The sequence below is a fragment of the Promicromonospora soli genome, from assembly GCF_014653785.1.
GTDB lineage: Bacteria > Actinomycetota > Actinomycetes > Actinomycetales > Cellulomonadaceae > Promicromonospora > Promicromonospora soli.
Window position 1 is genome coordinate 1 of record NZ_BNAS01000019.1, and the last position, 1,372, is coordinate 1,372.

At 69.9% G+C, this 1,372-nt stretch carries 1 protein-coding gene; it reads right to left on the bottom strand.

The features are described 5' to 3' along the window. Positions 1-1,372 (bottom strand): fibronectin type III domain-containing protein (locus tag IE250_RS24300; protein WP_229872746.1); only part of this gene is annotated, 1,372 nt, incomplete at both ends.

Sequence of the window (1,372 nt, forward strand, 5' to 3'; positions counted from 1 at the left end):
GGTGATGTCGGAGCCGTTGTTGTTGGGCTGGTCCCAGCTCAGCACCACCGTCTCCGAACGCACCTCCTCGATGCGCGGCGCCCGGGGTGCCTCCGGCTTGCCCAGGACGGTGAGCTTCGCGATCCCGTCGGCCTCGCGATCGGGGTCCTTGGTCGCGTCCTGCACGCGGTAGCGCACGATCATCGCGCCGGTGAAGTCCTCCGCGGGCGTCACCACGAGCTGGTTGCCGCTGTAGGACGCGGTGCCCTGCCCGGTGTCGACCGTCGGCACGCCGGTCAGTGTGAGCTCCTCCTCCGGGAACGGGTTGGAGTCGTTGTCCAGCACGGGGATGGTCGTCGCCTCACCCTGATGCGCGTCCAGCACCTGGTCCTCCGCAGTCTTGATCGGCGGCCGGGTGGACGCCACGACCTCGACGGTCAGCTCGGCCTGCACAGCCGGGTTCTTCCCGTCGTCGACCGTCATGGGCAGCTGCTTGAACGTGCCCTTGGAGACCGACGGATCGACCTGCCCGGTCACGGTGGCGCCGGAGACCGACGTCGAGATGCCGTCGCTGCCGGTGACCTCGAACGTCAGGGGGTCCTTGTCGGGGTCCTTGACGTACCGGGACAGGTCGACCGCTGCCTCCTCACCGGCGGCGACCTTCAGCACCGGGGTGCCGGTGATCTTCGGCGGCTGGTTCTTGGACGGCGTCACGTCGATCGGCAGGGTCAGCACGGAGGTCAGGCCCTCCGCGTCGTCCGCGCCCTCGCCGTCGGTGACCTCGAAGCTGACCGACGCCGCGCCCGCGTAGTCCTCGGCCGAGGTGTAGACGACCGTGTCGGCGTCGGTGACCTGGACCGTGCCCTCCAGGGCCTTGACCGTGTCCTTCTCGGTGATCCGCGGCTCCCGGCCCTCGCGGACCACCACGTAGTCCGCGAGATCGATGGTCAGCGGCTCACCGCTGAACGCCTTCAGCGGCTCCAGGCCCGGCTTGACGTGCGGGCGGTTCTGGTCGCCCGGCACCCGCACGAACGCCTTGGCCTCCAGCCCGTCCATGTCGGTCACGGTGTAGGTGATGACCTGCGCTTCCTCGCCCAGCTGGACCTCGATGCCGTTGGACTCGGTGACCGTCACACCCTCCACGGCCGGGTCGACGGCTACCTCCAGGTCGGCGGCGACGCCGTCCGGGTCCACGTCGTTCGCCAGCGCGTCGACGGTCACGCTGGCCGAACCCTCCACGTCGTCGGCGGTGATCACGTCGTCGTGCGCGATCGGGCGCAGCAGCGGCGCGTTCCGGTCCACGTTCACGGTGATCGCGCCGGATGCGCGGGCCTTGTAGGTGTCCTGGATGCCGTAGTAGAAGGAGGACGCGCCCTCCTCGTCCGGGGCGGTG